Origin of the sequence: Rhodococcus sp. IEGM 1306 (genome assembly GCF_036541985.1) — a bacterium.
Lineage (GTDB): Bacteria > Actinomycetota > Actinomycetes > Mycobacteriales > Mycobacteriaceae > Rhodococcus_F > Rhodococcus_F qingshengii.
This window is the reverse complement of record NZ_JAZHFF010000014.1, coordinates 14,199-40,484: the sequence shown is the minus strand read 5'-3', so window position 1 is coordinate 40,484 and position 26,286 is coordinate 14,199. Positions and strand designations below refer to the sequence as shown.

At 61.1% G+C, this 26,286-nt stretch carries 24 protein-coding genes and 1 pseudogene; 10 read left to right on the top strand and 15 right to left on the bottom strand.

The genetic code is table 11. The features are described 5' to 3' along the window. The first annotated feature begins 17 nt into the window (after positions 1-17). Positions 18-2,315: a serine/threonine-protein kinase gene (locus V3587_RS27380; protein WP_283377471.1), complete on the top strand. Its 2,298-nt coding sequence runs from the start codon at positions 18-20 to the stop codon at positions 2,313-2,315. 27 nt (positions 2,316-2,342) lie between these two features. Here the strand turns inward: V3587_RS27380 and V3587_RS27375 are convergent, their stop codons facing one another. Beyond that, the gene (locus V3587_RS27375) at positions 2,343-2,651 is read right to left on the bottom strand and encodes an amphi-Trp domain-containing protein (RefSeq protein ID WP_095971946.1); all 309 of its coding nucleotides are present in this window, start codon (positions 2,649-2,651) and stop codon (positions 2,343-2,345) included. A gap of 248 nt (positions 2,652-2,899) precedes the next feature. On the opposite strand from V3587_RS27375, the gene V3587_RS27370 reads away from it, so the two are divergent. After that, on the top strand, positions 2,900-3,343 hold the full coding sequence (locus V3587_RS27370; RefSeq protein WP_095971947.1) for a Fur family transcriptional regulator: 444 nt from the start codon (positions 2,900-2,902) through the stop codon (positions 3,341-3,343). 36 nt (positions 3,344-3,379) lie between these two features. Next, entirely contained in the window at positions 3,380-5,602 is a 2,223-nt protein-coding gene (katG, locus tag V3587_RS27365; RefSeq protein ID WP_283377472.1) for a catalase/peroxidase HPI, read from the top strand. A 169-nt stretch (positions 5,603-5,771) separates the two neighbouring features. Here katG and V3587_RS27360 read toward each other — a convergent pair whose 3' ends face one another. From V3587_RS27360 to ctaD, 3 genes are read right to left on the bottom strand one after another with little or no spacing between them, the layout of a single operon-like run. After that, entirely contained in the window at positions 5,772-6,593 is an 822-nt protein-coding gene (locus tag V3587_RS27360; RefSeq protein ID WP_283377473.1) for a universal stress protein, read from the bottom strand. Beyond that, on the bottom strand, positions 6,571-6,822 hold the full coding sequence (locus V3587_RS27355; protein ID WP_283377474.1) for a hypothetical protein: 252 nt from the start codon (positions 6,820-6,822) through the stop codon (positions 6,571-6,573). Before V3587_RS27355 ends, V3587_RS27360 begins: the two co-directional genes overlap by 23 nt. Continuing rightward, positions 6,815-8,557 carry an aa3-type cytochrome oxidase subunit I gene (gene ctaD / locus V3587_RS27350; RefSeq protein WP_283377475.1) on the bottom strand — a complete coding sequence of 581 codons (1,743 nt, stop codon included), beginning with the start codon at positions 8,555-8,557 and terminating at the stop codon, positions 6,815-6,817. The genes V3587_RS27355 and ctaD overlap by 8 nt, the downstream gene beginning before the upstream one ends. A gap of 201 nt (positions 8,558-8,758) precedes the next feature. Between ctaD and V3587_RS27345 the strand changes: the two genes are divergently transcribed. Then, positions 8,759-9,139, top strand: coding sequence for a VOC family protein (locus tag V3587_RS27345; RefSeq protein ID WP_095971948.1), 381 nt, complete (start codon positions 8,759-8,761; stop codon positions 9,137-9,139). A 3-nt stretch (positions 9,140-9,142) separates the two neighbouring features. On the opposite strand, the gene V3587_RS27340 is transcribed toward V3587_RS27345, so the two are convergent. The 3 genes from V3587_RS27340 to V3587_RS27330 all read right to left on the bottom strand — a co-directional run bounded on the left by V3587_RS27340 (position 9,143) and on the right by V3587_RS27330 (position 12,143). Continuing rightward, positions 9,143-10,843 (bottom strand): GAF domain-containing sensor histidine kinase, encoded by a 1,701-nt coding sequence (locus tag V3587_RS27340; RefSeq protein WP_283377476.1) that lies wholly within the window; start codon positions 10,841-10,843, stop codon positions 9,143-9,145. After that, complete coding sequence (locus V3587_RS27335) at positions 10,833-11,564, bottom strand: response regulator transcription factor (protein WP_283377477.1); 732 nt, start codon at positions 11,562-11,564, stop codon at positions 10,833-10,835. Before V3587_RS27335 ends, V3587_RS27340 begins: the two co-directional genes overlap by 11 nt. A 234-nt stretch (positions 11,565-11,798) precedes the next feature. Next, positions 11,799-12,143 (bottom strand): nitroreductase/quinone reductase family protein, encoded by a 345-nt coding sequence (locus tag V3587_RS27330; protein ID WP_095971809.1) that lies wholly within the window; start codon positions 12,141-12,143, stop codon positions 11,799-11,801. Between the two features lie 239 nt (positions 12,144-12,382). On the opposite strand from V3587_RS27330, the gene V3587_RS27325 reads away from it, so the two are divergent. After that, the gene (locus V3587_RS27325; protein ID WP_095971810.1) at positions 12,383-12,604 is read left to right on the top strand and encodes an RGCVC family protein; all 222 of its coding nucleotides are present in this window, start codon (positions 12,383-12,385) and stop codon (positions 12,602-12,604) included. Between the two features lie 108 nt (positions 12,605-12,712). On the opposite strand, the gene V3587_RS27320 is transcribed toward V3587_RS27325, so the two are convergent. Beyond that, positions 12,713-13,276, bottom strand: a complete 564-nt coding sequence (locus V3587_RS27320; RefSeq protein WP_095971811.1) for a hypothetical protein — start codon at positions 13,274-13,276, stop codon at positions 12,713-12,715. Positions 13,277-13,338: 62 nt separating this feature from the next. After that, positions 13,339-13,788: a winged helix-turn-helix transcriptional regulator gene (locus V3587_RS27315; protein WP_124567407.1), complete on the bottom strand. Its 450-nt coding sequence runs from the start codon at positions 13,786-13,788 to the stop codon at positions 13,339-13,341. 49 nt (positions 13,789-13,837) lie between these two features. On the opposite strand from V3587_RS27315, the pseudogene V3587_RS27310 reads away from it, so the two are divergent. Then, a pseudogene (locus V3587_RS27310) lies at positions 13,838-15,112 on the top strand (MFS transporter); the annotation flags it as partial. Here the strand turns inward: V3587_RS27310 and V3587_RS27305 are convergent. Both V3587_RS27305 and V3587_RS27300 read right to left on the bottom strand, forming a co-directional pair. Further along, the gene (locus V3587_RS27305; protein WP_283377478.1) at positions 15,080-16,330 is read right to left on the bottom strand and encodes an amidohydrolase; all 1,251 of its coding nucleotides are present in this window, start codon (positions 16,328-16,330) and stop codon (positions 15,080-15,082) included. The pseudogene V3587_RS27310 and the gene V3587_RS27305 sit on opposite strands and share 33 nt — an antisense overlap. 97 nt (positions 16,331-16,427) lie before the next feature. Beyond that, complete coding sequence (locus tag V3587_RS27300) at positions 16,428-16,850, bottom strand: hypothetical protein (protein ID WP_166812267.1); 423 nt, start codon at positions 16,848-16,850, stop codon at positions 16,428-16,430. Between the two features lie 397 nt (positions 16,851-17,247). Between V3587_RS27300 and V3587_RS27295 the strand changes: the two genes are divergently transcribed. The 3 genes from V3587_RS27295 to V3587_RS27285 all read left to right on the top strand — a co-directional run bounded on the left by V3587_RS27295 (position 17,248) and on the right by V3587_RS27285 (position 21,309). Next, a complete protein-coding gene (locus V3587_RS27295; RefSeq protein WP_095971813.1) occupies positions 17,248-18,945 on the top strand; it encodes a 3-ketosteroid-delta-1-dehydrogenase in 1,698 nt (565 codons plus the stop codon). A 589-nt stretch (positions 18,946-19,534) separates the two neighbouring features. Beyond that, on the top strand, positions 19,535-20,347 hold the full coding sequence (locus V3587_RS27290) for a M23 family metallopeptidase (RefSeq protein ID WP_283377479.1): 813 nt from the start codon (positions 19,535-19,537) through the stop codon (positions 20,345-20,347). 551 nt (positions 20,348-20,898) lie between these two features. Then, entirely contained in the window at positions 20,899-21,309 is a 411-nt protein-coding gene (locus V3587_RS27285) for a hypothetical protein (protein WP_283377480.1), read from the top strand. 133 nt (positions 21,310-21,442) lie between these two features. Here the strand turns inward: V3587_RS27285 and V3587_RS27280 are convergent, their stop codons facing one another. The 4 genes from V3587_RS27280 to V3587_RS27265 all read right to left on the bottom strand — a co-directional run bounded on the left by V3587_RS27280 (position 21,443) and on the right by V3587_RS27265 (position 24,981). Further along, positions 21,443-21,784: a hypothetical protein gene (locus tag V3587_RS27280; RefSeq protein WP_283377481.1), complete on the bottom strand. Its 342-nt coding sequence runs from the start codon at positions 21,782-21,784 to the stop codon at positions 21,443-21,445. Beyond that, complete coding sequence (locus V3587_RS27275; RefSeq protein ID WP_283377482.1) at positions 21,781-22,932, bottom strand: alkane 1-monooxygenase; 1,152 nt, start codon at positions 22,930-22,932, stop codon at positions 21,781-21,783. Before V3587_RS27275 ends, V3587_RS27280 begins: the two co-directional genes overlap by 4 nt. A 123-nt stretch (positions 22,933-23,055) precedes the next feature. Further along, positions 23,056-23,511, bottom strand: coding sequence for a class F sortase (locus V3587_RS27270; RefSeq protein ID WP_283377483.1), 456 nt, complete (start codon positions 23,509-23,511; stop codon positions 23,056-23,058). A gap of 198 nt (positions 23,512-23,709) precedes the next feature. Then, positions 23,710-24,981: an ice-binding family protein gene (locus V3587_RS27265; protein WP_283377484.1), complete on the bottom strand. Its 1,272-nt coding sequence runs from the start codon at positions 24,979-24,981 to the stop codon at positions 23,710-23,712. Between the two features lie 223 nt (positions 24,982-25,204). On the opposite strand from V3587_RS27265, the gene V3587_RS27260 reads away from it, so the two are divergent. Then, positions 25,205-25,924 (top strand): TetR/AcrR family transcriptional regulator C-terminal domain-containing protein, encoded by a 720-nt coding sequence (locus tag V3587_RS27260; protein ID WP_283377485.1) that lies wholly within the window; start codon positions 25,205-25,207, stop codon positions 25,922-25,924. Positions 25,925-26,286: the final 362 nt, after the last annotated feature.

The following is a 26,286-nucleotide window of genomic DNA, read 5'->3' as shown; positions in this document are numbered from 1 at the left end:
TGCGGAACAGAAGTGTCATGAATGAACGTGGTGCGCAGGCCGTTGACGCGACAATCGCGAGCGGGCCCCTGACCGAACGGGGCACCGTCACCGGGTTGCGCCCGTCCGCACCGCCGGTGGTGCGTGACCGACAGAACGGTGTCGACGGCCTCGGGCGCCTTGTCGGGGATTGGGAGGAGGGGCGAACCCCGTCCGACTTGAGCGACTATCTGCCCGATCCGGCCAAGATTCGTCGGGCGGCGTTGATCGAATTGGTCGGGATCGACATGGAGTATCGCTGGCTGAAAAATGATCGCCCGAAACGACTCACGGACTACTGTGCCGAGTATCCCGAACTACTCGAAGAACCACTTCCGGCCGAGCTCCTGTACGAGGAGTTCCGGCTGCGGAAGCAGAGTGGGGAGAACGTCGTAGCAGCCGACTATCTCAGCGAGTTCCCCTTGCAGGCAGAGAGTTTCGAGCGGTTGTTCGATCGTGATTCGATGGCCGGACGCGAAGACGTCATGATGTTGGGACTCTCGGGTTTCGACGAGTTCGAGATCGGGCAGCACCTCGACGATTTCGAACTGGTGTTGGAACTCGGGCACGGAGCGTTTGCCCGAGTGTTCCTTGCTCGGCAACTTTCGATGCAGCGGTGGGTCGCATTGAAGATCTCGCGCAACGTCGGGGTCGAACCGCAGACTCTCGCCCAACTCGACCATCCCAACATCGTTCGCGTCTTCGACCAACGACTGCTCGAAGAACGTGCACTGCGAGTTCTGTTCATGGAATACGTGCCAGGCGGGACCCTGCTCGACGTGGTCAAACTTGTCCGCGTGACACCGCAGGCGCAGCGGTCCGGACAACTACTTCTCGACGCCATCGATCACACCCTGGCGAAGAAGGGAGAGATGAAGCCGAGCGAGACGAGTTTACGGAGCGAGATCGCGGCGATGTCGTGGCCGGAGACCGTGGCCTGGATGGGAATGAGACTGGCCGACGCCCTCGAATACGCGCGTGAGCACGGCGTACTACATCGGGACATCAAGCCGGCGAACGTACTTCTCAGTGTCGAAGGCATTCCCAAACTCGCCGACTTCAACGTCAGTTCGAGCGAGGAGGTGTCCACCGAGGATGCAGCATGTTTTGTCGGAGGCTCGCTTGCCTACATGTCTCCGGAGCAGTTGGAGGCCTGTTCTGTGGGGGCGCCCGGCACACTCGACACCCGTAGCGACATCTATGCGCTCGGCGTGATGCTGTGGGAACTCCTCACCGGGAGTAGGCCTTTCTTGGGCGACGGCACGGGAGAGAACCCGCCGTCGCCCAAGAAGGCGCTCGAGGCCCGCCGGCGTGGAGTGGATCCTGCGGCCGAGGCACGGTTACCGGACGACTGTCCGCCGGCGCTGCGCCGAGTGCTGGTGAAGTCTCTCTCGCCCGAGCGAGACGGAAGGTGGTCTGGCGGACGAAAGCTGGCTCGTCAGTTCGCTCTGTGCCTGGACCGGTCGGCCCGCAATCTGGTGGACCCACCGGAAGGGAGCCCACGGTCGACGCTGTGGAAGTGGGCACTGCCGATTCTTCTGGCCGCGATCGGAATTCCGAATCTCCTGGCGGCGGGCTACAACTACTACTACAACAAGATGCTGATCATCTCGGGACTCTCGCCGCAGGCCCAGCAGCACCTCGAGCAGGTTCATCTGGTCATCGGGGTGGCTGCGTTCTCTCTCGGCGCCGCAGCGATCCTGTATTGGTGTCGGCTCGCCCTCACCGTGCCTCACGGACTGCGCAACGGTCAGACGTACAGCGCAGAGGTTTTGAACAAGGCGCGTACCGCGACGCTGAACGTCGGACACCGCGCGGTGGTGATCGCATTCGGTCTGTGGGTTCTGGCCGGTATCGCATATCCGGTTGCATTGCAGATTGCCGCCGGCGGAATTCCGCAGCGAGCCTACGTGCACTTGATGTCGTCGCTGGCGGTGTGCGGCGCCGTCGCAGTCGCGTATCCGTTCTTCATCCTGACGTATTACTCGGTTCGATGTCTGTATCCGATCTTGTTGTCACACGGGGAGTTACGGAGCGACGACGGACGCGATATTCGCTCGCTGGGTCGGAGCAGCACGCGTTACCTCGCGGTGGCGGCATCGGTTCCACTGGTGGGAATCGCGGGGCTCAGTTTTGTCGGTTCCGGGGCCGGCGAGGAGCTCAACGCAACAGTTCGTGCGTTGTGTCTGGGCGGGATCGCCGGATTCATCGTTGTGTATCAACTGTTTCGACGGATCGAAAGTGATCTCCGAGCACTGCTGCGCGTTGTGTCTCTCGAGGTGTCGGCGTCTCCGTAACCACCTGACAACCGTGTTCGCGACGAGTTACTTCGCAGTGCTCTTGCGCGGTCGGCTGCGACGAACTGCTTTGGCGGGCGTCGGAGACTTCACTTCTGATTCTTCCTGAGGGTCGTCGCGCCAGTGAATCTCGATTTCTATCTCGACTTCGTTGCCGTCGACTTCGATCTCGAGTTCCCACCGAACCTGTTCCGGAACACTGATTTCGATCGAGTCCCCACCCGACCCCAGCTCCACTTCGGATCCGCTGGCGAGGGCTTGGCCGAGGGCGATGAGTCGGTCGGCGACTTCCTGCCGTGAGAGTTCTGACTTCCTCTTGATCTCCAGTTTGGGCACGATGACTCCTGACCTCGGCGGATTCTCTCTTTCACGGTAGTTGGACGAAGGGGAGATTGTCGTCGTTTGTGGAACCACGCAGCAGGACGCGCCGACGCGCAACACGCCTGAAGACGCTGTGGGGGTGCCAGAAAAAGCGAGGAATCCGGCTCACTCCTAGCACGGACGAATCGGTCGGGAGGGCCCTGTCAGCGATGATTTTCGCGAAAGTCTGGGTTCAGTCCAGAAGATTGCGCAATAGTGGAAAGGTGCCTTCGACGCCGGATTATGCAGCCCAACTGCGTAACGCTGAGCTTCGCGTGACTCGTCCCAGAGTCACGGTGCTCGAGGTTGTGCATGCACGCCCACATGCAGCCACCGAGACGATTTTCGATGCTGTGCGGGCAGTTCTGCCGGGGGTATCTCGGCAGGCGGTCTACGACGTGTTGCACGCTCTCACCGACGCCGGGCTGATACGGCGGATCCAACCGTCCGGATCGGTGGCGCTGTACGAATCCCGCGTCGGCGACAACCACCATCACGTCGTCTGCCGGTCCTGCGGGGTCGTTGCCGATGTCGACTGCGCAGTCGGAGAGGCACCGTGTTTGACGCCGTCGGCGCGCAACGGCTTCGTCCTCGATGAAGCCGAGGTCATTTACTGGGGCCTGTGTGCCGACTGTTCGACAACTCAGAGTTTGCGATCACACCCGTGATCGAAGTCCGTTCTACTCGCTCATGGAGGGATTACCGTGTCCGATAGTTGCCCGGTTGCTCACGATGGAAACACCGAGAGCACCAGCGAAAGTGAAAACCCCGCAATCCCGTCTCCGACACCTACCGGGAATCGTCCGAGAACAAACAGCGACTGGTGGCCGAATCAGCCGGATCTCTCTGTCCTGCATTCGCATTCGTCGAAATCCAATCCCATGGGTGCCGACTTCGATTACGCCCAGGAATTCGCCAAACTCGATGTCGAGGCACTCAAGCGCGACGTCATCGCGTTGATGACGGCGTCGCAGGATTGGTGGCCGGCCGACTACGGGCACTACGGCGGACTCTTCGTGCGTATGAGCTGGCATGCTGCCGGCACCTATCGCATCGCCGACGGTCGCGGCGGCGGAGGTCAGGGCGCTCAGCGTTTCGCCCCGCTCAACAGTTGGCCGGACAACGCCAGCCTCGACAAGGCGCGGCGCCTGCTCTGGCCCGTGAAGCAGAAGTACGGAAAGCAGGTTTCCTGGGCCGACCTCCTGGTGTTCGCGGGCAACTGCGCCTTGGAGTCGATGGGGTTCAAGACGTTCGGCTTCGGCTTCGGTCGAGAAGACATCTGGGAGCCGGAGGAGATCTACTGGGGTCCTGAGGACACCTGGCTCGGCGACGAGCGCTACAGCGGAGACCGCGAGCTGTCCGGGCCGCTGGGCGCAGTTCAGATGGGCCTGATCTACGTCAATCCCGAAGGGCCCAACGGCCAACCGGACCCGGTAGCGGCCGCCCGCGACATTCGCGAAACCTTCGCTCGCATGGCGATGAACGACGTGGAGACAGCCGCACTGATCGCCGGCGGCCACACCTTCGGCAAGACGCACGGCGCCGGCCCGGCCGACCTCGTCGGACCGGAACCGGAAGGCGCACCCATCGAGCAGCAGGGATTGGGCTGGAAGAGTGCCTTCGGTACAGGAGTGGGCAAGGACGCGATCACCAGTGGTCTCGAGGTCGTATGGACGCCCACTCCGACGAAGTGGGACAACACTTTCCTGGAGATCCTGTACGGCTACGACTGGGAGCTGACCAAGAGCCCGGCGGGTGCCTGGCAGTGGATTCCGAAGGACGGCGCGGGGGCGGGCACGATCCCGGATCCGTTCGATTCGTCGGCCGGACGCACTCCGACGATGCTGACGACCGACCTCTCCCTACGCCTGGATCCGACGTACGAGAAGATCACCCGGCGGTGGCTCGATCATCCGGAAGAATTCGCCGAAGAGTTCGCCAAGGCTTGGTACAAGCTCCTGCACCGTGACATGGGACCGGTCACGCGCTACTTGGGGCCGTGGGTTCCCGAGCCGCAGCTGTGGCAGGACCCTGTTCCCTCGGCGGAGGATCAGCTGATCGGGGACGCAGACATCGCGATCCTCAAGAGTCGACTTCTCGACTCCGGGCTGTCCATTTCGCAGTTGGTATCGACGGCGTGGGCGTCGGCTGCGAGCTTCCGCAGCACCGACATGCGCGGCGGCGCCAACGGTGCGCGAATCCGCTTGGAACCGCAGAAGAATTGGGAAGTCAACGAGCCCGCAGCTCTCTCCGCGGTGCTTCAGACTCTCGAGCGGGTTCAGCAAGACTTCAACCAGGCAGGTGGAGCCAAGGTTTCGCTCGCCGACCTGATCGTTCTGGGTGGTACAGCGGCCGTCGAACAGGCTGCGAAGAACGCCGGACAGGACATCACGGTCTCGTTCACTCCGGGGCGTACAGACGCAACGCAGGAGCAGACAGACGTCGACTCGTTCGAGGTACTCGAACCCCGGGCCGACGGATTCCGGAACTACCTCAAGGGTGGGGAGAAGATTCCGGCAGAGATTCTGTTGGTCGACCGCGCGTACATGCTGTCGCTGACCCCGCCCGAGGTGACAGTGCTGGTCGGTGGACTTCGCGCGCTGAACGCGAACTTCGCCAAGACCGGTCACGGAGTGTTCACCGACCGCCCAGAGACGTTGACCAACGATTTCTTCGTCAACCTTCTCGACATGGGTACCGAGTGGAAGCCGTCGAAGACGGACGAGAACGTCTACGACGGCGTTGATCGTGCGACGGGCGATCCGAAATACACGGCAACTGCGGTCGATCTCGTTTTCGGATCGAATTCGCAACTGCGTGCACTCGCCGAGGTGTACGCCAGCGAAGACGCCAAGCAGAAGTTCGCCGAGGACTTCGCCGCTGCCTGGACCAAGGTGATGGACCTCGACCGGTTCGACGCCCGCTGATCCAGCAGATCAACCGACGGCGCCCCGCGAGCTTTGTTCTCGCGGGGCGCCGTTGCTTCTGCACACGATAGCGTGGTCGTGTGGCCGATCAATTTGCGCTGGTACCAGCGGTGTACGGTCAGCTCGCACCCATCCACAGCTACGGCTTCTGACCGGGTGAGGATCTGATTCAGACTTCGCTCGCAACGATGACCGGGCACTGAGCTTTTCGAATCATCGTGCTGCTCGTCGTGCCGAGACCGGCGTCGTCGAACGAACCTCGCCCACGCCGACCCACGACGAGAAGCCGTGCCTCGGTGGAGAGTTGTTCAAGAATGGCAACTGAGGGGCCGTCGAACTCGATCTGACGGATGGCGACGCCAGGGTAGAGCGTGGCCCAACCCGATAGTTGCCACGTCAGCGGCGTCGAGTGCTGGGGCGCGTGCCCGGATGCGAAGTCTCGACGCAGTTCGCCCTCTGGCGGGGCGGCGTGCACGACGACCAGTTCGGTATTCGCAGCCTCTGCTTCTTTGAATGCAATAGCCAAAGCGCTTTCACTGTGGGCGCTTCCGTCCAAACCGACGACAACGGGCAAGGCTGCCGCAGCGATGCTTTCACGCGGTCTTCCGACTTTTGCGAACGAACACCTCGGGGCAGGGGCAGCGAGATCGTCCTGTGGTGTGACGATCAAGGCGGCCTCAGCGGTCAGCGCGGTGAGAATTGCGGTGTTCTCCCCGGAGATCAGATCGGTCCGGATCCGAAGATCTGGCGACACCGACTCGGCGATCTGAATGGCTTCCATGAACAGGCCGGTCGGTGACGCCGAGGTGTTCGGATCGGCGGTGGTCGGAGCTACGAAAACAATTCGCATCCAGAGACTGTGGCGATGCGCGAACTCGGCCGCCCACGTGATCACGTCATGGCGCAGAGGGGATCCGTCGATACACACGACGACCGCTCCGTTTGCGGACCACTCGGAGGTGATGAGGTCAGTCGATAGTTCGGGCTTCATCGTGAACTCCTCGAGCTGTGTCTGTCGAATGCGAACTGGCTTGCAGGACAGTGCCGAACAGCAATCCTGCGACGACTATCGAGCATGCGGCAGTCGTCAAGGGCAACCACACCAGCGTCGCGACCGCGAACATGAGCACGAGCAACGGCGCGAGAAGATGGCCGGGTTTCGCTCGGCGTTCGTGTTGCTGATCTTCTGCCCAGGCTCGGTACTTCGTGCCGTCATTCATGTTGTTTCACCTCAGTTCTCACGTCGGAAACCGACTTGTGGCCGAGCAGCCCGACATGCGCCTCGTTGCGCATTCTTTCGACCATGTGGGGGTAGTGCAGTTCGAATGCCGGCCGCTCACTGCGGATTCGGGGGAGTTCGGTGAAATTGTGTCGCGGTGGTGGGCAGGACGTCGCCCATTCGAGCGAGTTTCCGAAGCCCCAAGGATCGTCGACTGTCACAATTCGGCCGTACCGGTAGCTCTTGAAAACGTTCCAGATGAACGGAATCGTCGAGGCTCCGAGCACAAATGCGCCGACGGTCGAGATCGTGTTGAGAAGAGTGAAATTGTCCGACGGCAGGTAGTCCGCGTACCGCCGAGGCATACCCTGAGCGCCGAGCCAATGCTGGACGAGAAATGTTGCGTGAAAGCCGATCAGAGTCAACCAGAAGTGGATCTTGGCGAGCTTCTCGTCCAACATCCGGCCGGTCATCTTCGGGAACCAGAAATAGATTCCGGCGTATGTCGCGAACGCAATTGTTCCGAAGAGGACGTAATGGAAATGCGCGACAACAAAGTACGAGTCGGTGACATGAAAGTCCAAGGGCGGGCTGGCAAGGATGACGCCGGAGAGTCCGCCGAACAAGAATGTGACCAGGAAGCCGACGGAGAACAACATCGGGGACTCGAAGGTCAACTGTCCCTTCCACATCGTGCCGATCCAGTTGAAGAACTTGACGCCGGTCGGAACTGCGATCAGGAAGGTCATGAACGAGAAGTACGGGAGGAGAACAGCGCCGGTTGCATACATGTGGTGCGCCCACACAGCGATCGACAGTGCTGCAATTCCCAGTGTTGCGTAGACCAATCCGGTGTATCCGAAGATCGGCTTGCGGCTGAAGACGGGGAAGATCTCGGAGACTATGCCGAAGAAGGGCAGTGCAAGAATGTAGACCTCGGGATGGCCGAAGAACCAGAACAGGTGCTGCCACAACATGACTCCACCGGTGGCGGGGTCGAACAGGTGCGCTCCCAGGTGCCGGTCCACCCACAATCCGATCAAGGCAGCAGCGAGCAGCGGGAAAACGAGAAGGATCAGCATGCTGGCGACCAGCGCATTCCACGTGAAGATCGGCATGCGGAACATCGTCATACCCGGGGCGCGCAGGCAGACGATCGTCGAAACGATGTTGACTGCGCCGAGGATGGTGCCGACGCCGCCGAGAGCGAGACCGATGATCCACAGGTCGGCGCCCATTCCGGGGGAGTGGAGTTCGCTGGTGAGCGGCACGTAGGCGGTCCAGCCGAAATCTGCCGCACCACCGGGTGTTACGAATCCGGCGGAGGTGATCAGGCCGCCGAAGAGGTACAACCAGTAGCTGAAGGCATTGAGTCGCGGGAAACACACGTCCGGCGAGCCGATCTGCAGTGGCATGAGGTAGTTGGCGAATCCGAAGAAGACCGGCGTCGCGTACAGCAGGAGCATGATCGTGCCGTGCATGGTGAACAACTGGTTGTACTGCTCGTTGGACAGGAATTGCATTCCCGGAACGGTCAATTCCATCCGCATGAGCAGCGCCATCAACCCGCCGATCAGGAAGAACGCGAACGATGTCACGATGTACATCAGGCCGATCATCTTGTGATCGGTGGTCCTGAGGATCTCGACCAGTTTCGAACCCTTCGGAGCGGTTCGGGGAGTGGCGCCGATGTGGATATCAACCTCGTCGACCGGCCGGGGAGCGAGATCAACCACGACGGCCGCCTACGCGCATCGACGTGACGACATACCGAGAATGCTTGGGACTGTGGAACATAAACGCAATGATCGTGGCGGTTACGACCTCGGGCGAGGGGAAAAGGTCCCGAGGATCGGACAGGGCGGCATGGCGTAGATCACGTGGTCCGGTACGGTCGAGAGAGTTGTCTTCACGGGCGGAAAGAAAGCGAGATGGTCATGGCATGTCGTATCAGTGAACTGGTGCTCGGTTGCCGGGAACCCGAGGTGCTGGGCCGGTTCTGGTGCGAGGTCCTGGACTTCGTCGTGCTCGATCGAATGGACGACGGTTCGCTGGAGATCGGCCCACGCGAAGGGTTCGGCGGTCCACAGCCCACGATCATCCTCAGTCGTAGAGACGAGCCGGAGAAGGGTAAGCCCCGCCTGCATATCGATGTCAACGCCACCGACCGCGATCAGGAAGCCGAACTCGAACGCCTACTGGCTCTTGGTGCGCGCCCGGCCGACATCGGCCAGACAGGTCAGGAACAGTGGCATGTCCTGGCCGATCCGGAAGGCAACGAGTTCTGCCTGCTCAAGGCCCAACTGGATCCGCTCTGACGCTCAACGGCCAGAGCTTGGTATCGGACTTCGCCTGGGGCTCAGCGGAACCCGCCACACCAGTTCGGTGACACCGTTCTCGCTGGTGATGTTGCTCGAGCCTCCGCACTGACGGGCGCGGGTCGACAGGTTGTCGAGACCGTGGATTCTGGTTGCCTGGTCGATACCCACGCCGTCGTCGACGATGCTGATGACAAGTTCCTCGGTGGCCCGGATGGTGACGTCGATGGCATCGGCATGAGCATGTCGCAGTGCGTTGCTCAAACCTTCGCGCACAACGGCTTCGGCGTGCGGGGCGAGTCGAGCCGGGACGGAACTGTCGATGGTTCCTTCAAAGGTGACGCTGGGAGTGATCGACGAGTGGCCGGACAGACCGTTGACCGCGTCGAGTAAGCGGCGCCGCAGGCTTGTGGGAGTAGACATCTCGCTCGTGTGAAGGTCGAAGACTGCGGTGCGGATTTCACGGACTGTTCGATCGAGTTGATCGACAGAGGTGTCCAATACGGTTCGAACGGTGTTCTCGTCACCTGGACGTTGCAATACCCCTTGTAGGCTCAATCCAGTGGCGAACAGCTGTTGAATGACGTGGTCGTGGAGATCGCGCGCGATTCGGTCGCGATCTTCGAGGACGTCGACCAGTCTTTCTTTCCGTTGCTGTTCGGCGAATTCGACAGTGACAGAAGCGATGTCTGTCATTGCCGTCAGTTGCTCGATCTCCTCGGCGCCCCACGGGCGGTCGCTGCGGCGTGACGCGAACAGAACGCCGCCGCCGAACGAGGTTCCGGAGAGGGGGAGCGCGACCACCGAATCGTCGCCGGAAACATTCAGCGCCGGAACGGAACTGCCACGTAAGGCAGAGATCGGTCGACGACTGCGCGCAGCGTCGTCGATCACGGTCCCGGACAGATCGACGGCTGAGCCGGTCGCCGTGAAAGGCTGGGAATCGGCAGCGTCCGCGACGTGAACTACTGGCTCTCTGCCCAAGTCGTAGCGAATTATGCACACCAGATTGCCGTCGGTGAGATGGCGCGTCGTGCGTACGAGTTCGGCCAGCGTCTCGTCGCGCGATCCGCCGCTGAGCAGACGCGCGTTGACGGCGGCGACGGCTTTGAGCCAGGCTTCTCGCGTCCGGGATTCCTCGAACAGGCGCGCATTGTCGATGGCGATGCTCGCAGCGTTTGCCAAGATCTGGAGTACGGCCTCGTCGCGGTCGTCGAATGCAGTCCGGTCCGAACTGTCCGCGAGGTAGATGCTTCCGAATACTTCGCCCCTGACGAAGATCGGAACTCCGAGAAACGTATCCATCGGCGGGTGATTGGCTGGAAACCCCGCCGAGGACGGATGCGAGGAAATGCGCTCGGTTCGAACGGGACACGGTTCTTGAACGACCAGGCCCAGTAGTCCGTGACCTTCTGGAAGATGCCCGATCTCGGCGACCTGCCCCTGATCCAAACCGGAGTGGATGAATCGCGACAAGCGTCCGTCGGGGGACTTCACGCCGAGCGCACCGTAGTCCGCTTCGAGGAGATGGCGCGCGACGTCGACAATTTGTTGCAGGGTTTCGTCGAGCTCGAGGGTGGACCCGACGGTCAATACGGCACTGAGCAGCTTGGGAATCGCGGTCGGGTTGAGGGCAGTCGCCTCGGCGCTTCCGGCGATGTCGCCGAAAAGGCTGAGCATGAGCGCGTCGCGGCTACCTGGCATGGTGTGTGCCCGTAGTGGCGGAGAATGGCGAACCTGACGGAGTCAGCAGGTGAGTGGTCGCCTGTCCGGAAGGATCCGGGTGAGCAGTGCCCGCACGAAGCTTTGTCGCCAGAACTGCGGCCTGAGTTCGACGCTCGAGACCCAGTTTTTCGAGGATGCGGGAGACGTAGTTCTTGACTGTCTTCTCCGAGAGCTCCGCGTGCGTGCTGATCTCTCGATTGCTCAGCCCCTTGCCGATCAACTCGAAGATCAACAGTTCCTGATCGGTCAACATTGCTGCCGCAGTGCCGGACTCCTGCTCGGATCGGATGCGCCGAACCAAACCGATGACTGCCTGAGTGTTCAACAGGGATTTGCCGGTGGCGACCGTACGGATCGCCGAAACCAGGTCGTGGCCGCGGATGTTCTTGAGGACGAATCCGCGTGCGCCCGCGATCATGGCGTCGAGGAGGGCGTCGTCGTCGGAATACGACGTGAGCATCAAGGTGGCCGCTTCCGGATAGGTCGACGCCAGTTCTCGGCACAGTTCCACACCGTTGCCGTCGGGAAGCCTGACGTCCATGACAACCACGTCGGGTCGGCATGCGGGTATGCCGGTCGAGGCTTCGCGAACACACGACGCCTCGCCCACGACATTGAATCCCGAAACCCGATTCAACAGGTCTGCCAATCCACGACGAACGATCTCGTGGTCGTCGACCAGATAGATGCCGATCGTCACGGTGGTCACCTCTTCCAGCTCACGCCTGCCATCGATGTTACCGGACGGTAATGTCCCGACAGGATCGGGTTGTCCGACCGATGGTCGACAAGAAACCCGCGTCGAAGGGTGCGAGACCGGGTGCCGATTGCACAGAGTCAAAGGTCCCGACCGTCACGAGATCTGAATCACCCCGATGTCACCAAGTGGTGGGTGTGAGCTGAATGTGATTGCGCCGGTGGCGGTTCGATTCGTTCAGTCGACGGGAGCGAGTTCGACCGAGACGTAGACGCCCTTTCCTTTCCGGTGTGCGAGTGCCTCACCCGGGCGATCGATACCGTCCAGTTGGAGAATGATCGGTCCTTGTTCCGGATAGAAATTGCGCCACCAACTCTTCTTGTCCGGCATGGCAACGCCGATCGTCACATGGTCGCCCTTGCGCTTGTAGGAGACGGGCGCGCTGAAGGTGCGTCCCGACTTGCGACCGACATAGGTGATGACGGTCATCGAACGGCCGAGAAGCTTGCCCACTATCGGGGCACCGATCAGTGGTTGGACCACTACGTTCACGGCGGCGGACACACGTTGGAAAGTGTTCACAAGAAGCCCTTTCACATCGACTACTGCACGAAATCGAATCCTGCACGGAAATTGCTGCGTGCAGTAGTTCTATCCTGCTCGACGGGGATTGTCGCGCGGGCAGAAATTGGTACAAACCGGTGCGCCGAAGCGAGTAGCGTGGGGTAGGTCGAGGGTCATTCGAATATGCGCGGTCAAGCCATGTCGTCCTCGACGCCAACCCGGTCCGTGGTCGAACGGCCGAGAACTGGAGCGCCTGTATGGCGTCGAACCCGTCCGACGTGTCGAATGCACCAGGGCAAGCCGAGTCGACTGACGCGGATGAGAAAGCATTGTCCATCTGTCCGGCATGTCAGCACAGTATGGAATCCCACGATCCGCTCGGAGTTCGGTTCTGCGCGGTGACTGCCGACCGCGGTCTCGACCGAAAGTGCATCTGTGCCGCCGATCGCGAGGAAATGCAGCACTACTCGCGATATTGATCCGCATGGACGTCACGTCCATTCCTTCGTCAGGATTCGACTACCACCCGCGTGATGCTGTCGTCGCCGCTGAATCGCGCCGCGGGGGCTATGTACTGAGGGCAGGATTCAGCGTCGTCGCGACCATCTGTCGCGCAGAAGCATCAGTGCGGTAAGGGTTAGCCCCCATCCGATTGCAGACAGCGCAACGCCTACGCCCGCTTGGCCGGTGACATCAGTACTAGCGCCGATGCTGAAAGCTGTGGTGAATCCTGCAGCCGTGCCGGCAGCTGCAGTCAGACCTCCCGACTTGATCCATCGCGCGCAATGTGCGGAAACGAAACACGCGAGAATTACCGTTAATCCGCAGGCGAGGACCTGCCAGGTCGGAAACTGCGTCGGGGCAGGCAGGCCGGGGCCGCGGAATCCGCCTTTGTAGTCGGCTGACCAGCTGAGCCAGCCCACGCAAGACAGAACGCCCAGCGCAAAAGCCAACAGGCCAGTGCGCCACAGTCCGAGTGAGCCCGACCCTGTGAGCCCGGAACCGGGGGCGGTTGTGGAATGCTCCAGGTCAAGTCGTTCCGAACGCCAAATAGTCCAGATGAAGCTCGCACCGACAGCCGTGGGCACGCCGACGAAGATGAATACGATCCAGAGAAACTGCGGCCAGGAAAACTCGAGATCGACGGTCATGAATGGAGTATGCGCGTACTACCAACCCTGCGTGGCCACCGTTCACTGTGCCGAGTCGTCGCTCAACCTTCAACGACCTTCTCGACGTGTGTGTTGGTCGGGTTCAGGTCGATTTTCCGTGCATTGACCAGTCGGAGTCCGGGTACCGGGTCTCCCGTGGTGTCGTCTATCAACGTCGAATGGGGTTCACCGTCATCGAACGCATGGCGTTCGCCCCACTGTCGCAGGCTCGTGATCACGACGAACAGATCCATGCCACGTTCAGTCAAGACGTACTCGTTGCGGGTCCCTTGCACGTTTGATCGAACCTCGAAGATCCCTTGCTCGACAAGGGCTTTGAGTCTGTCCGTGAGAATGTTCTTTGCGATGCCCAGGTTTCGTTGAAACTGACTGAATCTGGATGCCCCGTCGAAGGCGTCTCGCACGATCAACAACGACCATCGATCGCCGATGATGTCGGCCGCTCGGGCCGTCGGGCAGTGCGAGTCCGTCCACTGTGCGCGATCAGGCATCGAATTCCTCATTGGTTGCGTTTTGAAACCGAATTGACGTAGCCTTCAAATGGTATCAAAATGCAACCAAGTTGAGGTGGAAGTGTCCGAACGTCATGCACTCACGATCGCACCGGTAGGGCCGAAAATGCCTCGTGGACTTCGCCTGTTGCTCGCCGTGCTCTGCGGTGTCTCGGTGGCGAACATCTACTACGCGCAACCGCTACTCGGACAGATCGGCTCGGATCTTTCCCTTCCTCCGGCCGGCCTCGGCTTCGTCGTGGCACTCGCCCAACTCGGTTACGTGGTCGGGTTGATCGTGTTGGTGCCACTGAGCGATCTCGTGAATCGCAAGAGATTGATCGCACTCCAGATCGTCGCTGCTGCAACGGGAACGATGGTTGTAGCTCTGGCCACCACGAGCGCGCAACTGCTGATCGGGATGACCGTCGCCGGCACGTTCTCCGTTGTCGTTCAAGTCGTAGTCGCCTACGCTGCGGCAATCAGCGACCCGGACGAGCGGGGCGCAAACATCGGTGTAATCACCAGTGGCGTTGTCGTCGGCATCATCCTCGCTCGAACTGTCGCCGGCGCAGTTGCGGATCTGGCAGGCTGGCGTGCGGTCTACTCGGGATCCACTTTCATTTCGGTACTGGTCGCGGCAGTCGCGTTGACGATGCTGCCGAAAGACACTCGCTCGCACTCGGATCGGTCTTCTTATGTGCATGCCATGGGATCGGTCGTGACATTGGCGATTACGAACCGACTGTTTCGCACGAGGGCTCTCATCACCTTGTTCTTGTTCGCGTCCTTTGGCGCCTTGTGGAGTGGAATGGCCCTGCCATTGAGCGAAGAACCATGGCGGTTGTCGACCACACAGATCGGGCTCTTCGGAATCGCCGGATTGGTCGGAGCATTGGGCGCGATCGGTGCCGGACGTTGGGCCGATCAAAGGAAGGCGCAACGTGTTACCGGGGCGTCTTTGGTCGTTCTCTTGCTGTCGTGGGTATTGAACGCGCAGGCGCCGCATTCGCTTGTCCTGCTCGTAGTCGGTGTTGTCGCATTGGACTTCGCCGTACAGGCTGTTCACGTCACGAGCCAGAATCTGATCGTCGCGGACCAACCGGAATCGGCCGGACGGATCATCGGCGGTTACATGGTGTTCTATTCGTTGGGCAGCGCCGCTGGAGCGGTAACCACCACAATGGTTTTCGACGCGGCAGGGTGGGGTGCTGCAAGCATTCTCGGCGGTGCCTACGCGTTTGCAGCATTGGCGGTGTGGACGATTGATCGATTGCGGACCGGTCCCGCACTATGGAGTTGGGAGCCACGTCCTGGCCGCGACGACCAAGGCGTTCACACCGATGGTCAGGGTCGGCTCGATCACTGGAGCGTAGTGCGGAGAGTGGTTCGACGGAACGGTTCGCAGGGCCGGATCAGTCATGTCACCCGTAGTGAACAGTGAAGGGTCGGTCCCGCCCAACAGCCAGTACGACAGTGGCGCACTGGCACTGGTGGCGAGGATGCCGACGTCTTCACTACCTGCGCCCGCACCGGGGTCGAGAATCTTGTTCGTTCCCAGCCATTCGGCAAACGCATCAAGTGTCTTGTCCAGCGCCGCCGGGTCATTGACGACGATCGGAAAGTGCTCCGTCTCGGTGATGGTCGGTGGGGTGGGTGCGCCGGCGGTGGCCGCTTCGCCCTGGACGATGCGGTCGACGCTGTCCAGGATGCGCTGACGCACAGCCGCGTCGTAGCTGCGGATGTTGAGTTGCAGTTCTGCTTCGCCGGGAATGACGTTGGCGGCATCTCCAGCATGGATGGAGCCGACGGTGAGGACAGCTGTCGCAGTACTCGGGACCTCGCGTGAGATGACAGTTTGCAAACGCAACACGGTTTCGGCTGCCATGACCACGGGATCGACCGAGTTCTCCGGCATAGATCCGTGGGCGCCCTTTCCGACCAGTCTCACACGAAGTGAGTCCGATCCCGCATACGAGGGGCCGGCGTGCCCGGCGATCGTGCCTGCCGGTAGCGGCGATACGTGTTGGCCGAGAACGATGTCGGGCTTCGGGAATCGCTCGAACAGTCCGTCGTCGACCATGGCTTGCGCACCCGCGCCAAGTTCCTCGGCCGGTTGGAATACGAGGACAAGAGTGCCGGACCAGGTCGTCGTGTCCTGCGAGAGGATCCGGGCTGCACCGAGTAAGCAAGTCGTATGCAGGTCATGGCCGCACGCGTGGCTGACCGGGACGGACTTCCCCTGATCGTCGGTCGTTGTCACGGTGCTGGCGTAGTCCAATCCCGTTTCTTCCCGAACCGGGAGGGCGTCCATGTCCGCACGCAGCAGCGCAGTGGGTCCTGCTCCGTTCTTCAGGACTCCGACGACTCCGGTAGTCCCGACTCCGGTTGTGATGTCGAATCCCAATGCATGCAAATGTTTTTCGACGATCTTGGACGTGCGATCTTCGTGAAACCCCAGCTCGGGGTGACTGTGGAGATCCTTGTACACGTCGATCAAATCCAGATCGACTGCGATTGTTTCGTGCACTGACGAGGTCATGGGCGTCCTCTCGGTAGCGTCTTTTCAGGCTAACCGGGATGACAGGTCGGTAAACAGGACCTTAGGTCCCACCGTGCCGGTGATGCGGAGTCCGGTGCTACGGCACGTAAAACGATGTGGCACCTGGGGTGATGATGGATCCGGCCATAGACAGCACGGCGACAGCGACTTGACCGGTCCCGGTCTGCACGATCGCCTCGGCCGGGACTCCGTTCAGACCGTCCGAGAGTCGAGCGGAGCCGGAAGCCCCGGTCGAAAGGTTCAGCCAGCGCACTTCGGACGAGAGCAGGCATCCCCAGCGGTCTTCCTTGCCGCCGGTGATCGTCACCGTGCCGGGTTGTTCGCCGACTACAGCTACGCAGCGGACGGCGGGCGCGTCGAAGCTGCCGTTCGGGTTGCCGTACGGCGCAGGGTTGATCTGAAACGGAATGGTCACCGAAGCGGATGCGAGGGCTACCGGCGTCAGAGCCGAAACGATCACGACGGATGCGCAGACGCTGAGTCGGCGAACGAGATTCATCACGAGAGACCTCCAGTGTTCGGCAATGTCGCCTGCGGTTACCACTTTCCACCACGGTCGTGATCGAAGGGACAGCCTCACCATATCCGCTCGAATAGGAGAAATTCGTGGATCGAGGACACACTGGCGTGATGGTGGACCGATCTGCGAATTGGTCGACAATGTCGAGGCACGATCAAACGCACCCACGATTCTTCCCGACTCCCGGCATCAACCGCCGCGAATATGTCACTCAGGGACCGGGCTGTTTGCCGTGACGGCCGAACTGCGCCCACTCTGACCGGATGCTGTCAGAGCCAACCCGCTCGCAGTGTCCCGCTGAATGGGCATCCGGACCCTACTCCGCTGCGACTGCCCTAGCGTTTGCGTCGATAAACCACGTGAAGGGATTCGTTCAATGGCTAAGAATCAGGCACCCCCCGCGACACGAGCCCATGACATCGCTGTCGACCTGCTTGTGATCGGGTCCGGTACCGGCATGGCGGCGGCCCTCACCGCGAACGAGCTCGGCTTGTCCACGCTGATCGTGGAGAAGACGCAGTACGTTGGCGGTTCGACGGCGCGGTCCGGTGGGGCGTTTTGGATGCCTGCCAACCCGGTACTGGCAGAAGCCGGTGCGGGCGACACGATTGCGCGCGCGAAGACGTATGTGCATGCAGCGGTGGGTGATACGGCACCTGCCGCACGTGGTGAGGCGTTCGTCGACAACAGTGCCGCCACGGTCGACATGCTCCATCGCACGACGCCCATGAAATTCTTCTGGGCCAAGGAATACTCCGATTACCACCCCGAACTGCCGGGCGGTAGCGCTGCCGGCCGCACCTGTGAGTGCCTGCCGTTCGATGCGTCGGTGCTCGGTGCGGAACGCGGTCGCCTGCGCCCCGGCTTGATGGAAGCCGGGCTGCCGATGCCCGTGACCGGCGCGGACTACAAATGGATGAACCTGATGGTGAAGAAGCCGACCAAGGCTTTTCCGCGCATCATCCGCCGCTTGGCGCAGGGCGTCTACGGCAAGTACGTCCTCAAGCGTGAATACATCGCCGGTGGTCAGGCGCTCGCAGCTGGCCTGTTCGCCGGTGTGGTGCAAGCTGGTATCCCAGTGTGGACGGAGACGTCGTTGGTTCGGCTCGTCACCGAGGGCGACCGCGTGACCGGTGCAGTCGTCGTGCAAGACGGCCGCGAGGTGACGGTGACGGCCCGGCGCGGCGTAGTTCTGGCCGCCGGCGGGTTCGACCACAACATGGAGTGGCGCCACAAGTACCAGTCGGAGAGCCTCGGAGAGCACGAGAGCCTCGGTGCCGAGGGCAACATTGGCGAGGCGATCGAGGCAGCGCAGGAGTTGGGCGCCGGTATCGGTTCCATGGACCAGTCGTGGTGGTTCCCGGCGGTCGCGAGCATCAAGGGACGGCCGCCGATGGTGATGCTCGCGGAGCGTGCCCTGCCTGGCTCGTTCATCGTCGACCACACCGGCCGGCGATTCGTGAACGAGGCAACCGACTACATGACCTTCGGTCAGCGCGTGCTCGAGAGGGAGAAGGCGGGCGACCCGGCCGAGTCCATGTGGTTCGTCTTCGACCAGGAGTACCGCAACAGCTACGTGTTCGCCGGCGGCATCTTCCCGCGTCAGCCCCTTCCACCGGCCTTCTTCGAGTCCGGTATCGCACACAAAGCGAGCAACCCGGCAGAGCTCGCTCGCAAGGTCGGACTGCCGGAGGACGCCTTCACCGAGACCTTCCGGACGTACAACGAGGCCGCAGCAGCAGGTAGCGACGCGGAATTCGGTCGTGGAGGAAGTGCGTACGACCGCTACTACGGTGACCCGACAGTGTCTCCCAACCCCAACCTGAGGCCGGTCGACGGTCGTTCCCTCTACGCGGTGAAGATGACATTGAGTGACCTCGGTACCTGCGGTGGCGTACAAGCCGACGCGCGTGCCCGCGTGCTTCGTGAGGACGGCAGCATCATCGACGGTCTCTATGCGATCGGCAATACCGCGGCCAACGCATTCGGTCACTCCTATCCAGGTGCCGGCGCGACGATTGGCCAGGGCCTGGTTTACGGCTACATCGCTGCCCATCACGCCGCAGAGCGGTAGCTCGACAAACACAGAGCGCTAGCTCGACCACATAAATAGATCTACCTGACGGGAGATCAGCGCGCGTTTCCGATACCGGAACGTGCGCTGGTCTCCCGTTCGGCATTTTTCCTGGTGGGGGCGTTGTCAGGCGCGGGATTATGACACGACCGGTCGGGACGAACGTGCAAAAACAGGTACGTATCCAGGTAGTTCAACCGTCGCGTGCAGCGTCGTGAAGCGACAGCGTATGAGGTGATTCGTCATCCGCAACGCAAGGATCTGCATGTTCCACCCCTTTCTCGACCGTCCGGGTAGACACCCGCCTCGATTGGTCTGCGATCGAAAAATTTGAAGTTCGGTGCGCCTGCATTCACAGCGCGCGGCAGATCGAACCGCCACGAAGTCAGAACTCGTCAGAGTCTGATCGGTCCGTTTGATCGCCAGGTGCCCTCGATCGCGAGCTTCGTCTTTTACACGCCCCGTATTGGGCGCATTCGAAAAGTTCTACACAACGGAGTCGGTGCTGCTCGCCATGAGCTCAGCACATTTCGAGTGCTGTCAGCCGGTAGAGGCTGCACCTTCACCGTCCACATCCAGTCAGGAAACAATGAGTAAGCACAGAAAACACAAGCCCTCCAACACAAAACGATTCATCGCCCTGACCGCGGGAGTGAGCGCCCTCGTAGGTGCCGGAGCAGTAGCCAACGCAGGTATCGCCGGTGCGCAAGGCTGGTCGGCCAGTTGCGGTTGGGAGTGGCCGGTAGGTGGATCACTCTCGCAGGGGTACCACGCGGGCCACGACGGCGTCGACTTCGCCGTAAGCGTCGGTACCACGCTCTACGCGCCGACGTCGGGAACGATTTCTGTTGCAGGGCCCAATGATCCAGGAGGATACGGAACTTACATCCAATTGGAAGCGGACACCGGCGAGCAGATCCAGATGGGACACCTCTCCGACACCTGGGTCGGAGTGGGTCAGCACGTCGAGGTCGGCGATGAGATCGGGGCAACCGGCAACACCGGTAGCTCGACCGGTCCCCACTTGCATCTGCGGATTCACAGTGGCGGGGCCGTCGATCCGATGGCCTTCCTGAGTTCGGTCGGCGCGTGCGATACCGGTTCGAGCATTGTTCCTGCCGCTGCACCTGCACCTGCACCTGCACCTGAGGCGGCAATCGAATCCGCACCGGAGCCCGCTTCCGCTCCGGTTGTCGAACCCGTGTCATCTGAATCTGCACCGGCAGAAAGTATTCCGGAGACTGAATCTCGTGTGTCGGGCGAAGAGGTAATCGTTGCGGCGGGCGATACGTTGTCCGGTCTCGGTGCAGAACGGGGGCTTTCCTGGCAGCAGGTCTGGGACATGAACCCGCACATCGTCGATCCCGACCAGATCTTTGTCGGTGACGTCATCAACCTGTAAGAGTGGAGGATTCGAAGTGATCGAGGGTGGACGACTGATTCTCGATCCGGTTCAGTAGTTACGTTCATTCTGAATCCCAGTGGTGCGTGAGAACTTCACAGCCGGGCCGTGTTTGCGGCCCGGCTGTGTTCGTACCCACGATGTGCGCGTCAGGTCTGTGTTGTGGACAACCACTACCGTTCCTCGCTCAGTGGCAGTGCCATTCCACTCCACAAGTGCACCGAAGGATGCAAAGAGGAACAGTGTGAAAAGAGGAACAGTGTGATCAGTGCCCGGGTACGGAATACTCGGTTCGCAGTTGTCAGCGTCACGACTGACCCGGCCGCGCGCCAGCCGGCCAGATCAGCAACCAGTACCGCCACGGTGGGCGAGGATGATGCCCACCACGACGCCACTGGTGACGACGCCGTGGTTGCGCCCCGTTCCTGGAATGAGCCTTGATCCCGAATCTCAGGGTCGATAGATCGAGTTGGAATCGGGGAGCGTCGTCAACTATTCCGGCGATCGATATCTCTAAGGCGGGGTAGCAGATATGTCCTAGTGTTTTGACCATGGAAACTCGCAGGATCTCGTTCAGAACGGTGTTTGGTGGGCCGTCGATACCGCCGGACTTCATCGAGGAGTTGGCTCGACTCCGGCACCGGCTGAGAGCCGTCGAGTTCCAGTACGGCTTCGATCTGTTCGTCGTCGTTGGTGGAGACATCACCGTGGTGACTCACCCGACCGGACTTCGGGTTCCGCGCGTGTTTCTGGGGCGACGCACGGCAACAGCACAGATCCAGATGAACAGTGACGACGTCTCGGATGCTTCCGACCCACGTGCATTCCTGTTCCAGACAATCCACTCGGCCATGGTGGAATTGATCAGGCGAGTCGCCGCCCGCGACAGCGAGTTCGATGCGGACGACGAACTGCGGAAGATCGAGTTCTTGGTCCTGGAAGGTATCGGTGAGCCCCAGTGACCATCCCGATTGTCGATGGCGAAAGCTTTGTTCCTGAGGATGATTGGCGCCGAACACCAATACCCACAATGGCACTGAGCGAAGCGGATGACTCACCGGTGATCTGGATATCGGGCTCGTTACTTTGTCGACTTCACCGGAATTCGCCGGTCACCGGCGACAGAAGACGCTCACGAATCGTTCGCCGGTACGCGGTGGCGGTGTCAAGAAGGTAGCGTTCTGCTGCGGCGTAGTCGGTGATCGATGTGCCGTCAGGCCCGGGGGTGTGGGCGATCAGGTCGAGGTAGCGGCGGCGATGGAGGTATGCGTCGGGCTTGGTCAACAGGTACTCCGCGGAAGCGACGACCTCCGGACTCGGAGCGGCGCGCATGAGTCGAACACGGGCCGGCTGGTAGTCGGCTCGGGCGTTCTGTGTCGGTCCGATGGATGTGTACTGCTCGTCGCTGCGGTCGCCATCTCGGGCAGTGTCATTCATATGGTGGCCTTGGAGTGTAGGAGTTCGATGTTGCCGTTGTAGTAGTCGAGGACGCGGTGATCCATGATCCGCCTCCACAACGGTGGTACGGCAGCGCAGACGATCATCACCGCGTATCCGGCCGGCAGCTGCGGAGCCGTCGGAGCGCTGCGCAGAGATTGGTAGCGCAGTCGCGGATTCGCGTGATGGTCGCTGTGTCGTTGCAATTGATACAGGAACAAGTTGGACACGAGATGATCACTGTTCCAACTGTCTTCGGGCCTGGCTTTGACAAAGCTGCCGTCTTCTCTTCGTGCACGGAGCAATCCGTAGTGTTCAAGGTAATTGGCCGCTTCGAGGAAAGTTATCCCGGCTAAGGCTTGCAGGAACAGCCAGGGCAATATCTGCCACTCGAACACGCTGATCAAAGTCCCGAACAGTGCGGCGCTGAGCGACCACGCCTGCACGATGCTGTTCCGAGGCGACAGTACCGGTGAACCTTGTCGGCGCAGACGTGCCGATTCGATCAGCCATCCCGATCTGAGACCTCCGAACGCACTGCGGGGCAGGAATATCCAGAAAGATTCCCCGAAGCGGGCACTGGCCGGGTCGCGAGGCGTCGCGACCTTGACGTGGTGACCGTGATTGTGCTCGATGTAGAAGTGTCCGTAGAGGGATTGAGCAAGAACAATTTTCGCCAACCGCCGCTCGTGGCGATTGTTTTTGTGGCCGAGTTCGTGTGCGGCATTGATGCCGACACCTGCCACGACGCCGACGGTCATCGCCAGTGCGATTTTCTCTCCGGTTGCCATCGGGGCATACGACCAGCACCAGGCGGCGAAGACGAGACCCCCGTATTGCAGCGGCACGAACAGGTAGGTGCACCATCGGTAGTATCGGTCATCCTGCAATTCCGCGATCACGTTGTCGGGCGGACTGTGGCCGTCGGCGCCGACGGCGACGTCGACGATCGGGATGACGAGAATCAGGATCCAAGCACCGGTCGCCCAGAACAAGCCGAGGTGCAAATGTTCGACGAGTAACCAGGATAGGAAGGGGCTCAGTGGGATCAGCAATCCCAACGGCCACCAATAGCGCTTCCGATCCCGCCATGCGAGCGCATCGACACCGGTTTCGACGCCGGTACCAACGTCGTCGGTGTCTGTCATCGAGAGTTCTCGAGTAAGGACAAGTGGGACATGATCATTGCTCTCCAACTGTTCGTACAGAATGTTCGAGGTATCTATACCGCTTCGCTGCAATGAGTTTCGTGCTGCGGCGTCGTCGGGTTGTTAGACGATGTCGGCGAATGCGATGATGTTGTCGGTGTAGCTGCGGGCGGTTTCGTCGAAGGATCCACCACACGTGATGATTCGGAGCCCGGGGTGGTCGAGGTCGCCGTATACGACGTCGGTGGGGAAGTCGTCCTTGGGGAAGTGTTCGATACTGGTGGCGGTAAATACTGTGCGACTTCCGTCTGCGCGGGTGACGATGATATCGGCCCCTGGTTCGAGATTTCGCAGATCGAAGAAGACCCCGTCGGTGCCTTCCCAGTCGACGTGGCCGGCGATGATTGCCGGCCCGACCTCGCCAGGGGCGGGAGCCCCGGTGTACCACCCCGCGGCCTTCCCGTCCGGTGGGACTTCGAGTGTTCCATCGGTATCGAGTCCGAGATCGATGATGTCGGTATCGACGCTGATGGAAGGGATTTCGAGTCGCACGGGGCGTTGTGCTGCCGTTGACGGCACCTTTTCCGAGTGTGCAGAATCAGAGGTGCTCTGCGCGGAGTTGGCACTTTGTCGAGAAGATGGGTGCGGTTGTGAGTTTCCGGCGTCGAACTGTCCACCGGCGCATCCGACGACTGTCAAGAGTGCCGAAACAGCAAGGGCGACAGCCGTGATAGCTCGGCGAGTTCGCGGAGCCATCACGGAATTCTTGTTTTTCATCTATCGACTTGTCCGACGGATGACGAGGACCGATACTGCTACGACGCTGAAGACACTGACGAGCAGGGCGATCGACCCCCCGCTGGGCTGTGCGCCGCGTTGAGATTGTGTGCTCCCGTCGCCGGTGTCTACCGAGCCTCGTGGTACCTGCGGTACCTGAGGGGTTCGGCCAGTTGGGGATTCGGGTCTTTCAGGTTGAGTGGTCGGGGCACTCGTTCGTGAAGCCGACGTCGTCGGGACCTGAGACGGGATGGTAACTGTCCCGTGCACAGTCGGAGGTGTTCCCGGTAGTGGCGGTAAACCGGGAATCGTGGGTATCGACGGATTGTTTCGGCTGGTCGTGATGACCGGAGGTACGCCCACCGTGGTGGTCACCGTTCCAACGGGGGTGCCCACCGTGGTTGTAGTCACCTCTGGCGGCACGGCCGTCGTGGTGGTTGTCGTCGTGTCGGGCGGGACGGCCGTCGTGGTGGTTGTCGTCGTGTCGGGCGGGACCGTAGTCGTCGTAGTGACGGTCGGGGTTGTGGTCGTGACCGGAGGCGCGCAGGTGGGGGTGGTTATGGTGTTCGTATCGAGAGTGACCGCGCCGTTGATCGCCAACAGGCGACCCTCGACGGTGGCCTCCGTGGTGGCAGTAATGTCTGTCAGTGCCAACAGGTTTCCTCGGAATACGGAATTGGTGCCGAGAGTGGCGGAGCTACCAACCTGCCAGAAAACATTGCATGCCTGCGTCCCGTTGATCAACGCGACGGTGCTCGACGACGACGTGATCAGCGTTGATCCGGCTTGGAAGACGAAGACGGCATCCGGGTCACCTTGAGCGTCGAGGGTGACGGTACCCGAGAGGGCGATCGACGATCCGGAATTGTAGACACCCGAAACCAGTGTCCTGCCGGTCAAGTCAGCTCCGGTTGGTTGTGTGGGGCCCTGACCGGCGAGAGTGTTGTAGGCAGTCAATACATCGGGTTTCGCTCCCTGCGATACCGCGTCGCCGCCATGGTTGGTGCCGGTGATCGTCAGGTCCGATACACCGGTGATGGTCGGCGTCGGATACGTGCCGATATCGCCACCGAGGGTTGTCGGTCCGGTGTTGGTGATTCCTGCTCCGGCAAGGACTGCAAAGGGCTCAGCGGTGCCGAGTCCGACAGCGGTCGCTTCCGCGCCGGCAGTGCCGGCCGGCAGGACGAGAATGCCGACGGAGAATACGGAAATCGTTGCAATGCCTGAGAATTGAAAGAACCGCGAGCGTCGTGTTGCGGTGGGTGCTGTCATGTTCTGTTCATCTTCGATCCTTTGAAGAAGGGACTCATGCGACGAAAGTGAGTCCGAACGTCCGCGCCGACTCCGGCGCCGGGACGTATCGATGAGCGCCCACGTAAATCCGGACATTCCGGCTATACGATGTGTGTATACGTTGTACACGCAAGACGTATTTGAAAGATAAACCAATCGGCCTGTTCTGTCAATATGTAGGTATACGGTGTATGTTTCGTGGATGATCGAAACCCCCTCGAAGCGCGTCAGCGTGGAACCGTTTCCAGTTGTAGGTCGTGAGACGTCGATCAATCGTGCCGTGGTTCTGTCGACGGCGTTGGCGATCATCGACGGGGAAGGTGTGGAAGGCCTTTCCATGCGGCGACTGGGGAAAGCGCTCGACAGAAATCCGATGACTCTCTACCGGTATGCGGAAAACAAGGCCGCGCTGTTGGACGGGGTGGTAGAGACTGTGCTCGAACAACTGGTCGTCGATCCGTCCGATCGCGACTGGAGAGGGCAACTGCACGCGGTTGCGTATGGGTATCGCCGCCTCGCGCTCGAGCATCCCAACGTGGTCCCTTTGCTGGTCACTCGGCCACTGGCGACGCCGCTCGGATTGCGTTCTCCGGGGACGTTGCGTTACCTCGAGGCGATCTTGGAACTGTTGGTGCGGGCCGGTTTCACCCCCGAGGACGCTTTGCACATCTTCCGGGCGGTCTTCGGTTTCCTCAACGGGCATATTCTCAACGAGCTTCAAGAAGTAGTCGAAAAGCCCGAGGAGACGGACGATCTGCTGCGGCTAGGTCTGCATCGGCTTCCGCTTGCCGAGTTCCCGAGGTTGCGGTCGATGGCCACGGTCATGGCTCACTACGACGGACGGGACGAACTCGAGCGCGGCCTGGCAATTCTTCTGGAGGGTCTGGCGACGGCTTCGCCGCCGTCGAGTGCAGAAGCCTGACCGGTGCCACGTTGGGTGGCGACATGAGACGACCTCGACGGTCACACAATTCAGGGGACCGACGAGGCCGGTGAACGCCAGCGAGGTCACTGACGTTTACATGTCAACCGTACGTGTCACGGTTGGAGAGCGGCGTCGAGCTTCGTCCTGGTTGTGTGAGTGTTTCGTCCTGCTTCGCCCATTTCGGGCAACTCTCGCATCGAGTGCCGGCTGGCTTGCGCAGATTGCACGGTGAACGACCTGCACGCTGCGCGTGTGGGAAGACGCCTGAACGGCGCCCTCCGCCCGTTCGCGAGATGAACGGACGGAAGGCATCGTTTCATGTGCTGGACAACATATTTGGCGAAATTTGTGTCGCCTTG

Bases quoted from the DNA above. Each gene is read 5' to 3' on its own strand.
- V3587_RS27380 (WP_283377471.1), top strand. From the start codon at position 18: ATGAATGAACGTGGTGCGCAGGCCGTTGACGCGACAATCGCGAGCGGG.
- V3587_RS27360 (WP_283377473.1), bottom strand. From the start codon at position 6,593: ATGAAGCCCGAACTATCGACTGACCTCATCACCTCCGAGTGGTCCGCA.
- V3587_RS27355 (WP_283377474.1), bottom strand. From the start codon at position 6,822: ATGAATGACGGCACGAAGTACCGAGCCTGGGCAGAAGATCAGCAACAC.
- V3587_RS27345 (WP_095971948.1), top strand. From the start codon at position 8,759: ATGGCATGTCGTATCAGTGAACTGGTGCTCGGTTGCCGGGAACCCGAG.
- V3587_RS27340 (WP_283377476.1), bottom strand. From the start codon at position 10,843: ATGCCAGGTAGCCGCGACGCGCTCATGCTCAGCCTTTTCGGCGACATC.
- V3587_RS27325 (WP_095971810.1), top strand. From the start codon at position 12,383: ATGGCGTCGAACCCGTCCGACGTGTCGAATGCACCAGGGCAAGCCGAG.
- V3587_RS27320 (WP_095971811.1), bottom strand. From the start codon at position 13,276: ATGACCGTCGATCTCGAGTTTTCCTGGCCGCAGTTTCTCTGGATCGTA.
- V3587_RS27315 (WP_124567407.1), bottom strand. From the start codon at position 13,788: ATGCCTGATCGCGCACAGTGGACGGACTCGCACTGCCCGACGGCCCGA.
- V3587_RS27305 (WP_283377478.1), bottom strand. From the start codon at position 16,330: ATGACCTCGTCAGTGCACGAAACAATCGCAGTCGATCTGGATTTGATC.
- V3587_RS27300 (WP_166812267.1), bottom strand. From the start codon at position 16,850: ATGAATCTCGTTCGCCGACTCAGCGTCTGCGCATCCGTCGTGATCGTT.
- V3587_RS27295 (WP_095971813.1), top strand. From the start codon at position 17,248: ATGGCTAAGAATCAGGCACCCCCCGCGACACGAGCCCATGACATCGCT.
- V3587_RS27290 (WP_283377479.1), top strand. From the start codon at position 19,535: ATGAGTAAGCACAGAAAACACAAGCCCTCCAACACAAAACGATTCATC.
- V3587_RS27285 (WP_283377480.1), top strand. From the start codon at position 20,899: ATGGAAACTCGCAGGATCTCGTTCAGAACGGTGTTTGGTGGGCCGTCG.
- V3587_RS27280 (WP_283377481.1), bottom strand. From the start codon at position 21,784: ATGAATGACACTGCCCGAGATGGCGACCGCAGCGACGAGCAGTACACA.
- V3587_RS27275 (WP_283377482.1), bottom strand. From the start codon at position 22,932: ATGACAGACACCGACGACGTTGGTACCGGCGTCGAAACCGGTGTCGAT.
- V3587_RS27265 (WP_283377484.1), bottom strand. From the start codon at position 24,981: ATGACAGCACCCACCGCAACACGACGCTCGCGGTTCTTTCAATTCTCA.
- V3587_RS27260 (WP_283377485.1), top strand. From the start codon at position 25,205: ATGATCGAAACCCCCTCGAAGCGCGTCAGCGTGGAACCGTTTCCAGTT.